General features: G+C 58.9%; 14 protein-coding genes. 5 read left to right on the top strand and 9 right to left on the bottom strand.

Annotated elements, in window-relative coordinates:
* Nucleotides 1-85: 85 nt before the first annotated feature.
* The 3 genes from ACR0AI_RS01250 to ACR0AI_RS01240 form a co-directional block, all read right to left on the bottom strand.
* Nucleotides 86-2,440, bottom strand: a complete 2,355-nt coding sequence (locus ACR0AI_RS01250; RefSeq protein ID WP_170553241.1) for a TRAP transporter large permease subunit — start codon at nt 2,438-2,440, stop codon at nt 86-88.
* A 17-nt stretch (nt 2,441-2,457) separates the two neighbouring features.
* Complete coding sequence (locus tag ACR0AI_RS01245) at nt 2,458-3,384, bottom strand: TRAP transporter small permease subunit (protein WP_170466343.1); 927 nt, start codon at nt 3,382-3,384, stop codon at nt 2,458-2,460.
* A gap of 120 nt (nt 3,385-3,504) precedes the next feature.
* Entirely contained in the window at nt 3,505-4,587 is a 1,083-nt protein-coding gene (locus tag ACR0AI_RS01240; RefSeq protein WP_170373973.1) for a TRAP transporter substrate-binding protein, read from the bottom strand.
* Between the two features lie 248 nt (nt 4,588-4,835).
* Between ACR0AI_RS01240 and ACR0AI_RS01235 the strand changes: the two genes are divergently transcribed.
* On the top strand, nt 4,836-6,269 hold the full coding sequence (locus ACR0AI_RS01235) for a cache domain-containing protein (RefSeq protein ID WP_480671253.1): 1,434 nt from the start codon (nt 4,836-4,838) through the stop codon (nt 6,267-6,269).
* The gene (locus tag ACR0AI_RS01230; protein ID WP_480671255.1) at nt 6,266-6,904 is read left to right on the top strand and encodes a response regulator transcription factor; all 639 of its coding nucleotides are present in this window, start codon (nt 6,266-6,268) and stop codon (nt 6,902-6,904) included. Before ACR0AI_RS01235 ends, ACR0AI_RS01230 begins: the two co-directional genes overlap by 4 nt.
* A gap of 79 nt (nt 6,905-6,983) precedes the next feature.
* Here ACR0AI_RS01230 and ACR0AI_RS01225 read toward each other — a convergent pair whose 3' ends face one another.
* Both ACR0AI_RS01225 and ACR0AI_RS01220 read right to left on the bottom strand, forming a co-directional pair.
* Complete coding sequence (locus tag ACR0AI_RS01225; protein WP_480671257.1) at nt 6,984-7,367, bottom strand: bleomycin resistance protein; 384 nt, start codon at nt 7,365-7,367, stop codon at nt 6,984-6,986.
* Between the two features lie 46 nt (nt 7,368-7,413).
* Nucleotides 7,414-8,259, bottom strand: a complete 846-nt coding sequence (locus tag ACR0AI_RS01220) for a HalD/BesD family halogenase (RefSeq protein ID WP_170676317.1) — start codon at nt 8,257-8,259, stop codon at nt 7,414-7,416.
* Nucleotides 8,260-8,684: 425 nt separating this feature from the next.
* Between ACR0AI_RS01220 and ACR0AI_RS01215 the strand changes: the two genes are divergently transcribed.
* From ACR0AI_RS01215 to ACR0AI_RS01205, 3 genes are all read left to right on the top strand, one after another.
* Nucleotides 8,685-10,436 carry an acetolactate synthase 3 large subunit gene (locus tag ACR0AI_RS01215; RefSeq protein ID WP_480671259.1) on the top strand — a complete coding sequence of 584 codons (1,752 nt, stop codon included), beginning with the start codon at nt 8,685-8,687 and terminating at the stop codon, nt 10,434-10,436.
* A 66-nt stretch (nt 10,437-10,502) separates the two neighbouring features.
* Complete coding sequence (ilvN, locus tag ACR0AI_RS01210; protein WP_170373979.1) at nt 10,503-11,063, top strand: acetolactate synthase small subunit; 561 nt, start codon at nt 10,503-10,505, stop codon at nt 11,061-11,063.
* A gap of 285 nt (nt 11,064-11,348) precedes the next feature.
* A complete protein-coding gene (locus ACR0AI_RS01205) occupies nt 11,349-12,050 on the top strand; it encodes a helix-turn-helix domain-containing protein (RefSeq protein WP_480671261.1) in 702 nt (233 codons plus the stop codon).
* On the opposite strand, the gene ACR0AI_RS01200 is transcribed toward ACR0AI_RS01205, so the two are convergent.
* From ACR0AI_RS01200 to ACR0AI_RS01185, 4 genes are all read right to left on the bottom strand, one after another.
* The gene (locus ACR0AI_RS01200) at nt 12,047-12,820 is read right to left on the bottom strand and encodes a DUF2189 domain-containing protein (protein ID WP_480671263.1); all 774 of its coding nucleotides are present in this window, start codon (nt 12,818-12,820) and stop codon (nt 12,047-12,049) included. The genes ACR0AI_RS01205 and ACR0AI_RS01200 overlap by 4 nt on opposite strands.
* A gap of 23 nt (nt 12,821-12,843) precedes the next feature.
* Nucleotides 12,844-14,244 carry an amidase gene (locus tag ACR0AI_RS01195; RefSeq protein WP_480671265.1) on the bottom strand — a complete coding sequence of 467 codons (1,401 nt, stop codon included), beginning with the start codon at nt 14,242-14,244 and terminating at the stop codon, nt 12,844-12,846.
* Nucleotides 14,245-14,434: 190 nt separating this feature from the next.
* Entirely contained in the window at nt 14,435-15,559 is a 1,125-nt protein-coding gene (prfB, locus tag ACR0AI_RS01190; protein ID WP_480671267.1) for a peptide chain release factor 2, read from the bottom strand.
* A gap of 112 nt (nt 15,560-15,671) precedes the next feature.
* Entirely contained in the window at nt 15,672-18,161 is a 2,490-nt protein-coding gene (locus ACR0AI_RS01185) for a penicillin-binding protein 1A (protein WP_480671269.1), read from the bottom strand.
* Nucleotides 18,162-18,199: the final 38 nt, after the last annotated feature.

The raw sequence follows: 18,199 nt of genomic DNA, 5'->3' as shown, positions 1-18,199 counted from the left end.
CGCAAGCTCTTCGCCTTAAACCTAAAATAAGAAAGTAAAAGGGGGCCTTCCAGGCCCCCTTTTTCATTTGGACTACACTCAGTGATCAGTTCGGAATCAGATCCGGCACGATGGTCACAATGGTCGGGAAGAACCATAGGATCGCAATACCGACGACCTGAATGATCACGAACGGTACGACACCGCGATAGATATGGCCTGTCGTCACCTCTTTTGGTGCGACCCCACGCAGGTAGAACAAGGCGAACCCGAAGGGTGGCGTCAGGAACGATGTCTGCAGGTTCACCGCCACCATGATAGTCACCCATTTCGGATCGAACGACCCGCCATAGATCACCGGCCCAACAATGGGGATCACGATGTAGATGATCTCAAGGAAGTCCAGCACAAAGCCCAGAATGAACAGCACCAGCATCACGATCAGGAAGACCGTGAACTCGTTGTCGAAGCTGCGCAGGAACTGCTGGATGTAATGCTCACCCCCGAAGGAGATCACCACAAGGTTCAGCAACTGCGACCCGATCAGGATGGTAAACACCATCGAGGTCACCTTCGCCGTCTCGCGCACCACGGGCGTCAGAACTCCGCTTGAGAATAGGACCCAGCAGCCGAACAACAGACCGAACAGAGCGTAGAGGTATGTCGCATATGCCAGGATGAAGGCGATCCAGGTCTCAACCGGGACATTACCCTGATTGATCCGCAGATCGAAATTCACACCCATCAGCAAACAGATGATGACTGCAAAGGTCGACCAGATGATCACACTACCGGACCGGCCCTGATCCTGCAGCTTGCGGTAAGCAGCCAGCATGATCGCACCACCGGCACCTAGTGCCGCAGCAGGTGTCGGATTGGTGACACCGCCAAGGATCGACCCCAGCACCGCGATGATCAGAACCAGCGGCGGGAACACCACTCGGATCAGATCGTTGGTGGCACAGCGGGCGGCGGCCTCTTTACAGCCGTAGATCGCGATGGCGAAGGGGATTGCCAGCAACACGAATGTCGCCCCGGATGAGGTCGTCGGCTGGATGAAGAGAATATCCACCAACAGCATCAACAACAGGCCAATCGCCCCAACGATCAGAGGTTGCGGCGAGCGCGAAGGCGCGATTCCACGACCCAGAACCAAGGTCAGCGCCAGCAGCACCACCACAATCGAAACGCCGGTTCCGATAGGAGCCGCATTGGCGATCTTGGCGTCACGGGCGGCGGCGAGTTCTTCCTCGCTCAGGCGCTCGGCGCTGGCAACGCCACCGGCGGCGTCGATTGCCTCCTGCTCGGCCACGGCCTGATCCCAGGCGGATTGGCCATGCAGCTCGATCATCGAGGCCTGACACTCAGCCGAGACATTCGTGCGCAAAGACGCACCCTGCCCCACATCCGAGAAGGCCGAGACCGAGATGTTCTGGCTGCCGATCACACCCGCGCTGCCCAGTAGCACCGCACCGACGATGATCGCAACCGGCGCACCCAGCAGCCAAGTCAGACCCTCAGAACGGGTGATCGTCTCACCAGAGCCACCCGACAGCTCAACAGCCGGAGCCTTGTCCGGGTTCAGCAGCGCATAACCAAAGGCATAAAGCGCATAAAGCAGCGCTAACATAATCCCCGGCAACAAGGCTGCTTGGAACAAGGTTCCAACCGAGACCACCGCAGGTTCCCCCAAAAAGGTCAGCGCATCGGTACAGCCCGCCTCGACCGCACGCTCTTCCTGCGCCGTCGAATACAGGTCACCCGCCAGCGTACCCAGAAGAACAATCACGATCGAGGGTGGGATGATTTGCCCAAGTGTCCCCGAGGCCGCGATCACACCTGTCGCCAACTCGGGCGAGTAGTTGTTTCGCAACATCGTCGGCAGCGCCAGCAGGCCCATGGTAACCACGGTCGCACCAACGATACCGGTCGAGGCGGCCAGAAACGCACCCACAACAACAATCGACACGGCCAGACCACCGGGCAGCGGTCCAAAGACACGCGCCATCGTTGTCAGCAGGTCATTGGCGATCTTGGAGCGCTCCAACGTGATGCCCATCAGAACGAACATCAACACGGCCAGAAGGGTCTCAATCGACTGACCGGCCAGAACCCGTTCGTTCATGCGGTTCACGATGAAGGAAACATTCCGGTCCAGCGCGGTTTCCCAACCTGAGGGGAAGACCGGCTCGCCTATCCTTGGTAAGTCCGGGTATCTGAAAACCGAGACCGTATCGGGTTTGACCCCCGAATTCACCAGGTCTCGGTAAGCTTGTGAACCAGTGTCAATCGCCTGGTGGATCAGCAATCCAGCGCTGTCCAGCGCGGCGATGATCCCGAAGGAGATCACACCTGCCCCACCGATGGCGAAGGCCACCGGAAAGCCTGAGAGGATGCCTCCGAAAAGGCAAAAGAAAACGATAATGAGGCCTATCTCGACGCCATCAAGTCCGAATAGCATTGTCTTGGTCTCCGTCCTTAATGTGCGCCTTCGTAGGCTTCTTCACCTTCGCCAAGGCTATCCTTGTCGAGGTATTTTCCGGCGCTTTCCGGCCCTTCCACGTATTCCAGATACGACCGCCACAGGAAGGCAACCGCGTGCAGGAACACCATGCCCGCAAAGATCACGAGCAGGATTTTGAACAGGAAATACGCGTTGAAACCGTTCGGGCTGAAGCCGATGGTTTCCACGTTCCAGCGCAGGGCGCGCGACTTGGCCACCAGCCTGTCCAGTGTGTCACTGGCCGAGGGTTTCGGTACGATCAGGTGCCGCCACATGAAGTACCAGCCATACATCCAGGTCAGTACGGCCATTGGCATCATGAACAGAACGGCGCCACACATATCAACGACGCGCTTGGCGCGGTGGCTGATACCGGCATAGATCAGGTCAACCCGTACATGCCCGCCCTGCACGAAGGTGTAAGTGCAACACAGGCAGACGACCATCGCGTTATAGAGCTTCAGCTCTTCGGCAAACCAGCTGATGTCCTGATTGAAGGGGATACCCAGACCAAAAGACATATCGGGCCGGGCAAAGACACGCTGCATGAACACGATAACGATCTGCTGGATCACCATCAGCAAACCCGCCCAGGCAAAGAAACGCCCGGTTGTGTTGGCGAAGGCCTCCAGCCCGCGCACCATGCCCCACATCACGTTTCGGTAGTAAAGGCCGATGGCAGTCAGCACCAGAAACAGCGTGAAAACCACAAAGAAGAACTCGACCGAGCCTCCGTAGTAGACAAAGCGCATGATCGATTCTTTGTCGGACCAATCCAGCCACAGCTGCGGATGCGTGATCGCATATCCAAAATTATAGAAGGCTTCGGCAATGTTCTGAATGAACCAGATCAGTCCATTCCACAGGGCGCCGAAAAACGAGATACCGTTATCGTCCTGCATGTTGTCCCCGGGTCACGTCAGTTGCACTGCAAATTATAGCGGCATGATGGGTCCGCGCATATGCAACAAGAAAGGCTCCCCCGCGATTGCGGGGAAACCGTTTGGTCAGTTCACTTGGGACTAGCCGCGAACGCGGTCGCGCTGAGCGGTGTAAGCACCCGACGACAGGTTCAGCCAGCCCGAGGACGATGCCATCGACGCCATTGCGCTGTCGTGGATCTTCTTGAACAGCTCGTCGCCCATGTTCTCGTCCAGAACCTCTTGCGAAGCCTGACCGAATGCGTCCCAAACGCTGTCTGGGAATTCCATGACTTTCACGCCACCCGACTGCAGACGCTGCAGAGCTGCGCCGTTGTTGGCCAGGAACTGCGCTAGGTTCCACTGGTGCGCTTCGGCCGCGGCGATCTCGATGATCTTCTGCTGGGCCGGTGTCAGTTCGTCGAATACGTCGCGGTTGGTTGCCAGCGACAGACCTGCGCCCGGCTCGTGGAAGCCCGCGGTGTAGTAGGTCTTGGTGATTTCCTGGAAGCCCGCTTTTTCGTCCGCCCAGGGGCCGATCCACTCGGTGCCGTCAATCGCACCCGAAGACAGCGCCTGATACACTTCGGAACCCGGAATGTTCTGAACCGATGCGCCCAGCTTGCCCAGCGCTTGGCCACCCAGACCCGGCATGCGGAACTTCAGACCCTGGAAATCCTCGGGGCCGTTGATCTCTTTCGAGTACCAGCCACCTGCCTGCGCGCCGGTGTTACCCGCCAGAAAGGATTTCAGGCCGAAGATCGAGCCCAGCTCGTCATGCAGCTCCATGCCGCCATCGTGGTAGTACCAGTTCACCAGTTCCTGCGCGGTCATGCCAAACGGAACAGCGGTGAAGAAGGCATAGCCGGGGTGCTGACCCACAAAGTAGTAGTCAGCCGCGTGGTACATGTCGGCCTGACCCGAAGATACCGCGTCAAACACTTCAAACGCGCCAACCAGCTCGCCTGCGGCCTTGATTTCTACGTTCAGGCTGCCATCGGACATCGCGTTGATGCTGTCGGCGCAGCGCTGCGCGCTGTCGAACACGCCGGCCAGACCACGACCCCACGAGGTCACCATGGTCAGGGTCCGCTGACCCTGCGCATAAGCCGGTGCCGCCAGTGCGGTTGCCGCAGCAGCCGAGCCGCCCAGAGCAGATTTCTTCAGAAATGAACGACGATCCATATGAGTGTTCCTCCCCTTCATAAGTCATCACCCGGAGGTGTCCGGGCCTGTCGCTTTCAATGGATCGGAGCCTAGAGGCAGCGATATGAAAGGGAATACCTACTACTGCGTAGAAACCCGAATTTCTGCCCGTTTTTCGCAGATAAAATCGGCAAAAAAGCCAGCCATCCCATGTTCCAGAGGGCATTTGCCCCCAGAAACGCTCAATCTTTTTGCATTTTCGCCGCCGCTTGCGTATCGATTCGACCATGCAAAGACTCCGACATCTGGTTTCGCTGACCTATGCGCAGAAACTGTCTTTGGTTGCGGCCATCCCTTTGGTCGTTGCCGTCGCGGCCATTGCCGTTCTGGTCGCCTATCAGGCCCGTGCGACATCCGAGCGCGAAATACAGGCGCTGGAGCTGCGCCTGATCGAGGCCAAGAAGGAAGAACTGAAGAACTATGTCACACAGGCGCGTAACGGATTTGCCTATATCTACGGGCGCGCCGAACCCGATGATGACGTTGCCAAAACGCTGGTCACCCAGATCCTTTCAGCGATGATCTACGGTCAGGACGGGTTCTTCTTTGTCTATGACTACGACGGCACGAACCTTGTCAGCCCTCGCCAGACCCAGTTCATCAACCGCAATTGGGACGGTCTGACCGACAGCGACGGCACTCCGGTCGTGGATGAGTTCATCCGTCTCGCGCGCCAAGGTGCGGGCTGGCACAGTTTCATGTGGGAAAAGCCCTCAACCGGAGAAGAGGCGCAGATGATCGCCTATGTCGTGGGCCTGCAGGATTGGCGTTGGGCCGTGGGCACCGGTGTGTTCATCGACGACGTATTGGCCACCGTCGCCAATGCCCGCGCCGAGGTCGAGGACCGGGTCCAGCGCACCTTCATGTATATCGGCGCCATCGTTGTGGCCTCGGTTCTGATCGTCTTCGCGTCCGGCATGTTGCTGAACATACGCGAACGGCGGCTGGCGGATGCCAAGCTGAAAGAGCTCACCCAGCGGGTCTTCGACGCCCAAGAAGAAGAACGCGGCCGGGTTGCGCGCGAGCTACATGACGGGATCAGCCAGATCCTTGTCGGTGTCCGCTATGCGCTAGACAATGCGCGAAGGCGCTTGTCTCGCGGCGATGACGCGGGCGCGCAGGCCCCATTGGACAAGGGCATTGATCACCTTGGCACGGCGATCACCGAAGTGCGCCGCATCAGCCGCGATCTGCGCCCTGGTGTGCTGGATGATCTGGGCCTCGGCCCGGCCCTCAAGGCGCTGACAGATGACTTCCGCGAGCGCACCGGGATCGAAACCGAGTTTTCGACCGTTGTCTTCCGCAACCGGCTGGATCAGGACAGCAAGATCGCCCTCTACCGCATCGCTCAAGAAGCTTTGACCAATATTGAGCGCCACGCAGACGCCTCGCATGTTACAATCGACCTGCGCGGGCACAAGAAAGGCGCGACTATGCGGATCACCGATGACGGGCGCGGGCTACGCTCTGAACCAGATCAGAGCGGCACCGGCATCGGGCTACGCAACATGCAGGAACGGATCGAACAGCTTGACGGCACGTTGCGTATTCTGTCATCACGCGGCCCGCATGGGGGCACGGTGATCGAAGTCAGCCTGCCATTGAGCCACCTGCTACCGCCGCAGGAAGACGCAACACCGAACCGAAAGGCCGGGACATGACCATCCGAGTCCTCATCGTCGACGATCACCCCATGGTAGCCGAGGGCATCCAGTCGATCCTCGAAAGCTATGATGAGATTGAGGTCGTCGGCACTCTGGGCAGCGGTCAGGCCGCCGTTGATCACGCGGCCGAGTTGGCACCCGACGTAATCCTCATGGACCTCAACATGCCCGGCCTCGGCGGCCTGAGCGCGACCGAACTGATCCTCGAACGCCTGCCCGAGACCCGCATTTTGATCCTGTCGATGCATGACAGCCCCGAATACATCTCGACCGCGCTCAGCCACGGGGCCAAAGGATATGTGCTGAAAGACGTGCCCACGGATGAGATCAAAGAGGCGATCGATGCCGTGATGAAGGGCGAGCAATATCTATGCACCGGCGCCAGCGGGTCCTTGAAGCCCAAAGGCGACAGCGCCCGCGAAGCCCTAACCGGGCGCGAACAGACCATCCTTCTTGAACTTGCGCAGGGAAAATCCAACAAAGAAGTCGCCCTGGCACTCGATATCTCGGTCCGGACTGTCGAGACGCACCGAAAGAACATCAAACGCAAACTGGGCATCTCCTCTACAGCAGGCCTGACCCGTTATGCGCTGGAACATGGCGTATTGCAGGGTACCGGCGTCGGCTTCTGAGCCACCCACAGCGCGGCACGCGCTGCCCGGCCCAACCAGAGGAGGCGCGCCGCAGGCGCGTTGACGATGGGCGGGAGGGCTACCCGCGCGGCCTGATATCCTCGCCGAAAAAGATCAATGTCCCATCCTCGTCAATGACGTGAAACTCGCGTTGCTGGTACGGCTGATCAAACGGAGGGCGCACACGTCCGTCGGGCAGATCTTCCAACCCCGGTTTGAGGCTGTCATACAGCGCATCAACCCCCTCGACATCTATGTAGAAGGACTGCTCTTCCCCCAGCAGCTTGCCATCGTCTCGCGGCGGGCATTCCAGCAGCCGAATAGCCAACGGTCCGCGCGAAAGAAAAGCATAATTGTCCTGTCGAAACCCGCAGCTGAATCCCAAGCGCTCACAATAGAAATCAATCTGGTTCTGCAACGACGAACACAAAACAAACGGAGTGAGTTGCAGTATACGCGCCATGCCAAAGCCCTCCCTGAATGGGCCCTAACCTACCTGTGTCGGCAACTCAGTCCAATAATTCATCGGCCCGGCGGCCCTCTCGCGCGTAGTGATGCGGCAGAACCCGACCATAGAGCTGCCGCGTCCTCTCAACCCCGCCACACATGCCTTCGGTGTCCACAAATGAGAAGATGCCAACGTAGCGCTTGCGCGCGCCTTCAACCGGCGCAACACGATGCAAGGCATAGCGACCCTTGAATATTTGCAGATCACCGGGCTGCAAGTCGATCCGGTGAACGGCCTGCATATCGCCATCCAGAACTCTTCTTACCGCCGAAAAATTCTCATCCTCAGAACTGCGTAGATCCGGGGCATATTCAAACGCGCCGCCTGTCTCGGCGTTCTGAATGGCCAAGGTCACCGTGTAGTTGTTGGTGTCGAAATGCCAGGGAAACCCCTGCCCCTCTTCCACGACGTTGATGATGACATCCGCCAGCGGATCATCATAGCGAAAGAACCGATCCTCAGGCTCATCCAGCGCATCGCGAATGAACGGCAGAAAACCGTCAAACTCATAAATACGCCGCAGAGGACCCGATCCGGGGAAATTGTCTGCAGGTACAAACGCATTCGACCTATCATAGAACCGACGCACCGGATGCCCGATCCCATAGCTGGGGTCATCCTTGGTGAAATAAACATTCGTACGGTTGAAAGACCGATGAGCCTTGGGCGCGACGGCATCTGCCTCTACCAGTAACTGCTCCAACCCGCCCTCATGCACAAATCCCGGCAGAACCGCGCAACCGTCATGCTCAAGCTCTCGGCGCAGATCACCGATCAACTGGCGGTACGCGGTCGAGTCCGGACGATCAATCGGATAGCGCCCCAAATCCACGAGTTCCTGCAGCAAGGCCGACCTCCCTATTTGCCCCTCATAAAAGGCAGCCTGCCGCAGCACATGACGCGCTTCTGGTTCATTTCAGACATCGCGTTGGCGGTTTTGGACAAGTCGGAAATCCGTCAAAACACCGCGCGCGCCCTATGGTTTTACCGGAAATTCCCGACATGCGGCATTTTGCGCAACAAAATGTCGCAAAATTCATCAATCCGGTCATGAAATTCATACGATTGACTGTTGACGCTCCGTCGTGCCGAACATAATGTCCCCTGCAAGCTGATAAGGAGCCTCTGGCGATGAACACGCTAGTCGTAATCGTAGGAAACACGCGTATGGGCCGGTAACGGAAAACCACAATCGAACCCATGCGCCTCCGAAAAACTCGGGGGCTTTTTTTTGGCAAACGCAAGACACATGTCGCGAACGGAGCAAAGCAGATGACACGTGAGATGACCGGCGCAAAGATGGTGGTTCAGGCCCTCAAGGATCAGGGCGTGGACACAGTATTCGGATATCCCGGTGGCGCCGTCCTACCGATCTATGATGAGATCTTTCTGCAAAACGACATTCGCCACGTCCTGGTGCGGCATGAGCAAGGCGCGGTCCACGCGGCCGAAGGCTATGCCCGCTCGACGGGCAAACCCGGCGTTGCGCTTGTGACATCCGGCCCCGGCGCGACCAATGCGGTCACCGGTTTGACGGATGCGCTGATGGACTCGATCCCGATCATTGTTCTGACCGGTCAGGTCCCGACCTTCATGATCGGCTCGGATGCGTTCCAAGAGGCCGACACCGTTGGCATCACCCGCCCCTGCACCAAGCATAACTGGCTGGTGAAGGACACGGATTTGCTGGCCGAAACCATGCACGAGGCGTTCCACGTCGCCACCTCGGGCCGTCCGGGTCCGGTGCTGATCGACATTCCCAAGGACGTGCAGTTTGCATCCGGAGACTATACTGGCCCCAAGACCTCGACCTCTCGCTATCAGCCTGTTCTGAAGGGCGATCTGGAAGAGATCACCGAACTGGTCGCTGCGATGGAGATCGCCAAGAAACCCGTTTTCTACACCGGCGGCGGCGTCATCAACTCGGGCCCCGCAGCCAGTCAATTGCTGCGTGAGCTGGTGGATGCGACGGGTTTCCCGATCACCTCGACCCTGATGGGCCTTGGCGCTTACCCGGCGTCGGGTGAGAACTGGCTGGGCATGCTGGGGATGCATGGTCTCTATGAGGCCAACCTGGCGATGCATGACTGTGACCTGATGATCAACATCGGCGCTCGGTTCGACGACCGGATCACCGGCCGCATCGACGCGTTCTCACCGAACTCGAAAAAGGCGCATATCGACATTGATCCGTCTTCGATCAACAAGGTGATCCGCGTCGACATCCCGATCGTCGGCGATGTTGCGCATGTTCTGGAAGATATTTTGAAGGTCTGGAAATCGCGCGGTCGCAAGACCGATGCGGCCTCGGTCGCCAAGTGGCAGGAGCAGATTGCCGACTGGCGCAAGGTCAACTGCCTTGCCTACACCAACAGCGAGAAGACCATCAAACCGCAATACGCGCTGCAACGCCTTGAAGAGCTGACGAAAAACCACGATCGCTACATCACGACCGAAGTTGGTCAGCACCAGATGTGGGCCGCACAATACCTTGGGTTCGAGGACCCCAACCGCTGGATGACATCAGGCGGTCTGGGCACGATGGGCTATGGCACTCCGGCTTCGATCGGCGTGCAGATGGCGCATCAGGATGCGTTGGTGATCAACGTCGCGGGTGAGGCCTCATGGCTGATGAACATGCAGGAAATGGGCACCGCCGTGCAGTACCGCCTGCCGGTCAAACAGTTCATCCTGAACAACGAACGCCTCGGCATGGTCCGCCAGTGGCAAGAGCTGCTGCATGGTGAGCGCTACTCGCATTCGTGGTCCGAAGCCCTGCCCGATTTCGTCAAACTCGCCGAGGCCTTCGGGGCCAAGGGCATCTTGTGTTCCGACCCCGCCGATCTGGACGACGCGATCATGGAGATGATCAACTACGACGGTCCGGTGATCTTTGACTGCCTTGTAGAAAAGCACGAGAACTGCTTCCCCATGATCCCGTCGGGCAAAGCCCATAACGAGATGCTGCTGGGCGAGGCCGAAACGCAGGGCGTGATCGACTCCAAAGGTTCGGTTCTGGTTTAACAACATTCGTCGGAATTGACCGGGCACCCGACGTCCGGTTTTCGCAAGATGATGAAAGGGACGTAAATGTCTGCCCTACATATCAAAAAAGGCTCTACCCGCCATTCGGCCTATAACCTACGCCCGACCTTTTCGGACGTGCAGGAGCGCCATACGATTGCGGTTCTGGTTGAGAACGAGCCGGGCGTTCTAGCCCGCGTGATCGGCCTGTTTTCGGGCCGTGGCTACAACATCGAAAGCCTGACCGTGGCCGAGGTCGACCACACTGGACACCTCAGCCGCATCACCATCGTAACCACCGGCACCCCGCAGGTGATCGAACAGATCAAAACACAGCTGGGCCGCATCGTGCCTGTTCACGAGGTCCATGACCTAACGGTCGAAGGCCCCTCGGTCGAGCGGGAACTGGCGATCATCAAGGTCGTTGGCGAAGGTGACAAGCGGGTCGAGGCGCTGCGTTTGGCCGATATCTTCCGCGCCAATGTAGTCGACAGCACGTTGAACTCGTTCATTTTCGAGATCACGGGTGCTCCCGACAAAATCGATGCATTTGCTGACCTGATGCGCCCGTTGGGGCTCGTTGAGATCGCCAGAACCGGCGTGGCCGCCCTTTTGCGCGGCGACTGACAACTGCAAGGTCCTGGCAGGGCATCTCCGGGACCTTTCGTATTTCCGCAGCAAGAAGTATCTATTTGACACTTCTTGGAAAATAAGCCTGCAAATAAACCGTAAAGATCACCCCCAATAGACAAATACCTATTGCCTTTACCCTACGTCCGACTAGCATCTCAGGTGCAACGCGGCGTGGGGAAACGTTGCTTTGGGGTCATCTTTACGATTTCGGTCACACATCCGGTCCGCCGGTCCGCACCGCTGTTTTCAATACTGAAACCGCCGATGCAGGGGGAACCGATGCCAGAGGATACGCGCAGCCCGGACGAACTTCGCGCCATGTTCGGCGCAAACCTCAGAAGCTTGGCGCGAAACTACCCTTCGATTTCTGCATTGTGCCGCGAACTGGGCATCAACCGAACGCAGTTCAACAGGTATCTTGCGGGCGAGAGCTTTCCGCGCGCGGATGTTCTGGACCGGATATGTCGCTTCTTTGATGTGGATGCCCGTATCGTTCTCACCCCGCTTGACGACATCCCGGATGCCAATACGCACCATGTGAACGCCACTCTGACGCAATTCTTCGGCTCGGGCGCCCAGGCCACTCACGACTGCACCTTTCCCCCGGGGTTTTACGCGGCGACGGACACCCGTACATCCATCATTTTGCACGCCAAACGGCTGCCGCAATGCACGTTGATCCGCGGCTTCACACCGCGCAGCGCCATGCCCGGCAGCCCATCCATGGCACGAGAGGTGCGCGGTATAGCGAGCTGTTCCGGCGACTATGTCTACATGCTGATTTCCGGTCGTAACGGCCAGAACAGCCGGGTCTATGTGGTCAGCAAGAAAGATACCCTCTGGCAAGGCACAAGCTACACGCGCCCGGACAAAGACGACGCGCGCCCTGTGACCCTGACCCAGCTGGGGCAGGATGCAACAGATGCGCTTGGTGCTGCGCGCAAGCTGATAAGGGCCCACAGGCCCGACGAACGACGCTAGCTCGGGTCATCCTCGCAGATCAGGCGATACAGGTGCCAGCTTGCATGGCCTAAAAGCGGCAGCACCAGCAGCAGTCCCAAGAACCACGGCACCATCGCGACAAACGTCAGCACGGCGATGAAAACGCCCCACCCGATCATGACCGGAAAGTTGTCCCTTACGTAGGAGAAACTTTCGATCATTGCCGTCACAAAATCCAGCTCGCGGTCCAACAGCATCGGGATGGACAGCACGGTGATCATGTAGAGGATGGTGGCAAAGACAGCTCCGACGGCCGACCCTACGGCCAGCATCATCAACCCGTTTGCCGTCAGATACACTTCGAGCGAAGAGGATACGTTCGTCAGCGTCGACAGCCCCATGAACAGGGCAAAGATCATATGGCCCAGAAAGAACCAAAACAGAAACATCACCACGATGATCGCGCAGATTGAGGGCAACTGACGACGGCTCTGTTGCAGCACGACCCCGAATATCGCTTTAAAATCAAGATCCTCCCCGGCTTCCAGACGGCGCGACACCTCATACAGCCCGACCGCTGCAAACGGTCCGATCAGAGGGAACCCGATCGCGGCGAGGACCAGCCAATAGCTTGTTCCCGACTGGAGTGTCACCCAGGCGATCGCCCAGCCCGCCAGCACATAAAACCCCGCAAATATCAAGCCGAACAGCGGCGCCCTGCGGAGGTCAACCCACGCCCGCCGCATCGCCTGTTTGAGCATCCCACTGTCAACAGGGCGCATCTGAGGCGCTCCGAAAGGTCTTTCCATCTGTTTCTCCTCCCCGACTGGCCCTATCTCATCGCGGGCCTTTTCTGCGGCCATGTCGTTGCCTCGTGATACGCTGCACCCATGGACAGTAGCCGTGCATCCGACCCCTTGGGTCCAAATAGCTGAAAGCCCATTGGCAGGCCTTCCACTCCGAACCCGGCAGGCGCAGCTAGACAGGGCAAACCAATCAGGCTGACCGGCACCGTCACCTGCATCCAGCGATGATAGGTATCCATCGCCCGCCCCATGATCTCACGCGGATACGGCGTCTCGACATCGAATGGCCAGACCTGTGCGGCCGGCAGAACCAAAGCATCATAGTCCTTAAACAGCTCAGCCGCCCGCCGGAACCACTCCGACCGGGTAACGCTGGCCTCGTGCACCTGCATCGCGGATAGCATCAGGCCACGTTCCAACTCCCACTGCGCGCTGTCCTTCAAGGCCTTTGATTTGCCGTGCAAGGGTTGCAGACCCGCTGCCACGGCCCAAGACCGGAGGGTAACCCAACTGTCCCACATCTTTTCCGCATCGAAGGGCGGAGACAAATCTTCGACCACTGCGCCTTGGTCTACGAAAACGCTTAGGGCATCGCGGCAAAGGTCCAGAATGCCGTTCTCAACCGGAAACGCGCCGCCCCAATCTCCCAACCAGCCAATCCGAACGCCGCGAAGATCAGCGGCTTGAACGGGGCTCACATGCCCGGCATCTGCGACCAAAGGTGACCGGGGATCAGCACCCGAGATCACGTCGAACAATAGCCCCAAATCCTCAGGGCCGCGCGCCATCGGGCCCAGAGTCGACAACTGATGCAGAAACCCGTCCCCAATGGGTTCCGAAGGTACCCGCCCCCAACTGGGGCGAAATCCGTAAACGTTGTTCCACGCGGCCGGGTTGCGCAGGCTTCCCATCATGTCAGAGCCGTCGGCCAACGCGACCATCCCAGTCGCCAGCGCAACCGCCGCGCCGCCGGATGACCCCCCACATGTGCGCGCCCCATCATAGGGGTTCCGGGTCGCGCCATAGACCGGGTTGAACGTGTGCGACCCCAGCCCGAACTCGGGCGAGTTGGTCTTGCCAATCAAGATCGCCCCCGCCGCGCGCATCCGCGCCGCAATCAGATCGTCCTGTTCGGGTACAAAATCGCGAAACAGCGGCGATCCCTGCGATGACACTATCCCGGCAACATTGACCAGATCCTTCACTGCAATCGGCACACCGTGCAATGGCCCCCGCTTAGGACCCGCGTCCAATGCTGCCGCCTCGGCCATGAGATCATCCGCGTCGCGCAGGGCCACAATCGCATTGACCGTACCATTCACGGCCTCGATCCGCTCCAGCGTCGCAGCCATCACTTCGAGCGCCGAAACAGCACCAGATGACAGCTGATCGACCAGCGCCTTTGCGGAAAGCTGAGTGACATCCATCCGGGTTTCAATCGCCTCGATCTGTTTGGTTCAAATCCAGCCTAGCCGCGCACCCCGACCAATAAAACCCATTGTTTAAATACATCTTTTCCCGAATGACCAAGCACCACCCGGATCCCCTTCATCTGACTAAAAATATCCCGGGGGAGTCGCGGCTTGCCGCGGCGGGGGCAGCGCCCCCTGCCCTGCCTTAGTCGCTCTGCGCCTCGGACCGGCTTTTGCCCGCCACGTTCAACGCCAGTGTGGCCGCCATGAACCCATCCAGATCCCCGTCCAACACACCTTTGGTGTCCGAGGTCTCATGATTGGTCCGCAAATCCTTGACCATCTGATAAGGCTGCAAGACGTAGGACCGGATCTGATTGCCCCAGCCCGCATCCCCCTTGGCCTCATGCGCCGCGTTGATATCGGCGTTCCGACGATCCAGCTCTTGCTGGTAGAGGCGCGATTTCAGCGCCTTCATGGCAATATCACGGTTCTGATGCTGCGACTTCTCGGACGAGGTCACAACGATCCCGGTCGGGATGTGCGTGATCCGCACCGCCGAGTCCGTGGTGTTCACGTGCTGACCACCCGCACCCGAGGACCGATAGGTATCAATCCGAATATCGGCCGGGTTCACCTCAATCTCGATATTGTCATCGACCACGGGGTAGACCCAAACCGAACTGAACGAGGTATGCCGCTTGGCTGCCGAGTCATAAGGCGAGATTCGTACCAGACGATGCACGCCGCTTTCCGATTTCAGCCAACCATAGGCATTGTGACCGGAAATCTTATAGGCCGCCGACTTGATCCCGGCTTCTTCACCCGCGGTCTCGGATTGCAGCTCGACCGTATAGCCCTTCTTTTCCGCCCAACGCACATACATCCGCGCCAGCATCGAGGCCCAGTCACAGCTCTCGGTCCCACCCGCGCCCGAGTTGATCTCGAGGAAGGTATCGTTGCTGTCAGCCTCGCCGTCCAGCAAAGCCTCCAGCTCTTTCTTGGCGGCTTTGTCCTTCAGAGACTTGATCGAGGCTTCGGCGTCCTGAACAACCTCTTCATCTTCTTCCATCTCGCCCAGCTCGATCAGCTCGATATTGTCGCTGAGATCGGTTTTGATGGACTCATAGGTCTCGATCGCGTCGACCAGCATCTGCCGTTCGCGCATCAGTTTCTGTGCGTTCTCGGGGCTGTCCCACAGGTTCGGATCCTCGACCCGCGCATTGAATTCCTCAAGCCGATGGGGCGCGGTTTCATAGTCCATGCGCTGCGCCAGCAGCTCCAGCGACTTTTCGATTTCCGCCACGATATTCTGGGTTTCGGCGCGCATGGTCTTGCCCCAACTTGGTCAAACAGGACTGCGTGATAGCAAGAGCGGAAGGCCACTACAAGACGGGCCAGACGCGATTACACGTCTGGCCATCAGAGTTTTAACAAAGCGATCAGTAAAGGCCGCCGGTACTCAAATCCCCTTGCGAGGCTTTGGGGCCAACAGTGACGGTGCTGCCGGTCGAGGTCTGGACCTGAACGCCTGCGCGTTGCGCCTCTTCGAACAGCGGAAGGTCCGATCCGATCGCAAAGCCGCCGTCATAAACGCGGTCGATAAACCCATCGACACCATCCCGGAAGAATTCGGCAACGACGTATTCGCCGGATGCATCCGCAGGCAGGCGTGCGCCGCTGAAACGGTCGATCTTGATAAAGTGACCGCCCTCGGGCACCTCGAACGGACCACCACCGTATTTCTCAACGGCTTTTTCCATGAAGCTCTGGAAGACCGGCCCGCACATGGTGCCACCATATGCCCCCCGGCCCATCGGACGCGGGCGGTCATAGCCGATATAGCAACCGGCCACGATGTTCGAGGTGAAGCCGATGAACCACGCATCCTTGGATTCGTTGGTCGTTCCAGTCTTACCTGCGGTCGGTACCGGCAGGCTGACATAGCGCGACGCCGTCCCGCGATCCACAACGCCCTTCATCATCGAGGTCAGCTGATAGGCGGTGATCGCATCCATGACCTGAGAGCGATTGGTTTCAATGGTCGGCGACTCATTCGGCTCCAGCCAGGTCGAGTTACAATCGAGACACTGGCGATCGTCATGGCGATAGATCGTCTTGCCAAAGCGGTCCTGAATCCGGTCGACCAGAGTAGGCTCGACCCGCTCACCGCCATTTGCGAACATCGCGTAGGCTGCAACCATTTTATACAGCGTGGTCTCCTCGGACCCCAGCGAGTTGGCCAGAAACGCACCCATTCGGTCGTAGACACCAAACCGTTCCGCATAGCCCGCGACGACGGGCATCGTGACCTCTTGCGCCAGACGAATGGTCATCAGGTTCCGCGACTGTTCGATCCCGGTGCGCAGTGGCGTCGGGCCATAGAACTTGTTCGACGAGTTCTTGGGGCGCCACAGGCCCTGAGGGGTATTCACCTCAATCGGAGCGTCCACAACGATTGTTGCAGGGCTGTAGCCACTGTCGAGCGCAGCCGCGTAAACAAACGGCTTGAACGAGGACCCCGGCTGACGCTGCGCCTGCGTGGCGCGGTTGAATACGGTGTCCTGATAGGAGAACCCGCCCTGCATCGCCAGAACGCGGCCCGAGTTCACGTCCATCGCGACAAAGCCACCCTGCACTTCGGGCACCTGACGGGCGGACCATTGGCCCTCTTCCCCGGCCATGACAAGGATCACATCGCCGCGTTTGAAATTATCGAAGAAGTTGCCCTGCATCCATTTGATGTCAGAGCGAGGAATGGTGCCATCGGCAGGGCCATCCTCGATTCCGACGGTCAATTGTTGCTCGGCCACATCCAGCACAACGGCGGGATACCATTGGGTCGGCAGGACGACGTCACGGGGAATCTCCATCTGCGCGAGCGCATCGCGCCACTGGGCTTCATCCGCCAGCTTTTCTTCGGCGATCACCTCGCCCGTGCCACGCCATCTGCCGCGGGACAGGTCGTATTTCTGCAGCGCCTCGCGCAGCGCACGCGCGGCTTCGACCTGCATCTCTTCGTCGACCGAAGCGCGCACGGTGAAACCGCCGGTAAAAAACTCACCTTCGCCGAAGTCTTCGCTCAGTTGACGGCGGATTTCATCGGTGAAGTAATCGCGCGGCGGCAAGGCCGTGCGGAAGCTTTCGAAATCCCCGTTCTGGACCGAACGCAGAGGCATCTCGACCTCGGTCTCGTAAGTCGCCTGATCGATGTATCCGTTCTGGTTCATTTCCCGCAGCACATAGTTGCGGCGGGCCAGCAGACGTTCCTGCTGGCGGACCGGGTGGTAGTCCGACGGCGCCTTGGGCATCGCGGCCAGCATCGCTGCCTCATGCGGGGCCAGTTCCTGCAGGGTCTTGTTGAAATAGGTCTGCGCCGCAGCGGTCACTCCGTAGGAGTTCTGACCCAGAAAGATCTCATTCATATAAAGCTCGAGGATCTGCTCCTTGTCGAGCGTGTCCTCAAGCCGGGTGGCGAGAATGATTTCCTTGATCTTGCGCTCGGCCCGACGGTCGCCCGACAGCAGGAAGTTCTTCATCACCTGCTGCGTGATGGTCGAGGCCCCGCGCACGGTCTCTCCCTTGGTGCGCACAGCTTCAACACCGGCAGCGATGATGCCGCGCGGGTCATAGCCCTGATGGGTGTAGAAATTCTTGTCTTCCGCAGAAATGAAGGCCTGTTTCACCAGATCAGGGATTTCCTCGGACGGGGTGAAAAGACGGCGTTCCTGGGCGAATTCGTCGATCAACTGTCCTTCGCCGGAATAGATCCGGCTGATCGTGGGCGGCTTGTACTGGGCCAGCGACTCGTGGCTGGGCAGGTCGCGGCCATACATCCAGAAGACCGCGCCGATCACCAGCGCAACCATGAAGATACCCAAAGTCACGAGGCTGAAAACTGCCCCGAAAATCGATAGAATGAACCGGATCACGTCACTGCCTTTTTTTCGCGCTGCCGCCTATATAGGGA

This window comes from Ruegeria sp. BG3 (assembly GCF_056538485.1).
Note: the sequence above shows the minus strand (reverse complement) of the source record. Positions and strands in the feature narration are given on the sequence as shown.